The 1,910-nt window shown below is 73.4% G+C and carries 3 protein-coding genes; 1 reads left to right on the forward strand and 2 read right to left on the reverse strand.

Translation table 11 applies throughout. The features are described from left to right. Together PLL68_RS15905 and gatC are read right to left on the reverse strand one after the other, a co-directional pair. The coding region (locus PLL68_RS15905; RefSeq protein ID WP_324535301.1) for an amidase at nt 1–940 on the reverse strand (940 nt) is incomplete at its 3' end. A gap of 111 nt (nt 941–1,051) precedes the next feature. Beyond that, nucleotides 1,052–1,348, reverse strand: a complete 297-nt coding sequence (gene gatC / locus PLL68_RS15910) for an Asp-tRNA(Asn)/Glu-tRNA(Gln) amidotransferase subunit GatC (protein WP_159900323.1) — start codon at nt 1,346–1,348, stop codon at nt 1,052–1,054. Nucleotides 1,349–1,393: 45 nt separating this feature from the next. On the opposite strand from gatC, the gene PLL68_RS15915 reads away from it, so the two are divergent. Next, a partial coding sequence (locus tag PLL68_RS15915) for a trimeric intracellular cation channel family protein (RefSeq protein WP_324535303.1) occupies nt 1,394–1,910 on the forward strand: 517 nt, incomplete at its 3' end.

Below are 1,910 nucleotides of genomic sequence, written 5' to 3' on the forward strand. Positions count from 1 at the left end.
GGTAGTACGCGGCCAGGGCGTAGCTGAAGCTCGGGCAGGACACCTCGACGACCTCTGCCCCGGCGTCGACGAGGTGCTGGACGGCCTCGTCGAAACGCGCCTGCACCCCCGCCTGGAACCCGTCGCCGGTCAGTTCGCGGATGATGCCGATCTTCATGCCGGCGACGTCGGCGCGGCGGGCGGCCTCGACGACGGGCGGCACCGGGGCGTCGATCGACGTCGAGTCGAGGGGGTCGTGCCCACCGATGACCTCGTGGAGCAGGGCGGCGTCGAGCACCGTGCGGGTGCACGGGCCGGCCTGGTCGAGCGAGGACGCGAGCGCCACGAGCCCGTAGCGCGAGACCCCGCCGTAGGTCGGCTTGGTCCCGACGGTGCCGGTGACGGCTGCGGGCTGGCGGATCGAGCCACCGGTGTCGGTGCCGATCGCCAGCGGTGCCTGGAACGAGGCGACGACCGAGCTCGACCCACCGCCAGAACCGCCGGGGATGCGCGAGAGGTCCCACGGGTTGTGGCTCGGGCCGTAGGCGCTGTGTTCGGTCGAGGAGCCCATGGCGAACTCGTCCATGTTCGTCTTGCCGAGGATGGGCATGCCGGCCTCGCGCAGGCGCGTCACGAGGGTCGCGTCGTACGGCGGCACCCAGCCCTGGAGGATCTTGGAGCCACACGTCGTCGGCAGGCCGCGGGTCGTCATGACGTCCTTGACGGCGATCGGCACACCGGCCATCGCGTGCAGCGACTCCCCCGCGGCGCGACGGCGGTCGACCTCGTCGGCCTGGGCGAGGGCACCGTCCGCGTCGACGTGCAGGTAGGAGTGCACGGCGCCGTCGACGGCCGCGGTGCGGTCCAGGTGCGCCTGGGTCACCTCGCGCGCCGACACGCTCCCCTGCGCGAGGAGGTCGGCGAGGTCGGCAGCAGTGGACCGGGTCAGGTCGGTGGTCACGTCGTGGTTCCTCTGGGGTGCGGGGCGCGGTGGTGAACGGCGAGCGGATGCCGTGTGGCCGGCATCCGGTGGAGTGTGGCGGTCAGGTGGTGCACGGGGTGGGCGTGCGCGTCACTCGACGTCGAGGATGCGCGGCACGGCGAAGCGCTGCTGCTCGGACTCGGGCGCCCCGGAGAGCGCGTCCTGCGGGCTGAGCGAGGGCCGCACGACGTCGGGGCGGGTCACGTTGACGATCGGCATGGGGTGGCTCATCGGCTCGACGTCGGCGATCGGTGCCTGCTGCACGGTCGCCACCGCCTCGAGGATGACCCCGAGCTCGCCGACCATGCGGTCGAGCTCGGCGTCGGAGAGGTCGATGCGGGCGAGTCCGGCGAGGTGCGCCACGTCGTCACGGGTGAGGTCGGCCATGCGGGCCAGTCTATGGGCCCGCCGCCGGGCTGCGAGACTGGGCCGGTGCTCACGGACACCGCCTCGACACAGCTCGTGCTCGACCTCGTCGGCGTGTTCGTCTTCGCGCTCACCGGCGCCATCGTCGGCGTGCGCCGGGGCCTGGACGTCTTCGGGGTGCTCGTGCTGGGCTGGATCGCCGGGTTGGGTGGAGGGATCATCCGCGACGTCTTCCTGGGCATCACCCCGCCGGTGGCGGTCAGCGACTGGCGCCTGCTCGCGGCCGCGGTGGTCGCGGGGCTGGCCGTCTTCCTCCTCCACGGGACGTGGCAGGAGGTCGCGCAGCGACACCCGGACGCGCGGCTGGGCAGGGTCTCGTTCACCGTGCGGCTGCTGGATGCCGCGGGGCTGGCGGTGTTCGCCGTCAGCGGCGCCCTCGTGGCGCTGGACGCCCAGGCGGGCGCGCTGGCAGCCACGCTCATCGGGGGCATCACCGGGATCGGCGGCGGCCTGCTGCGGGACGTGCTCACCGGGCAGGTGCCCGAGGTGCTGCGGCGAGAGCTGTATGCCGTGCCGGCCCTTG

Source organism: Ornithinibacter sp., from assembly GCF_035443565.1.
GTDB lineage: Bacteria > Actinomycetota > Actinomycetes > Actinomycetales > Dermatophilaceae > Fodinibacter.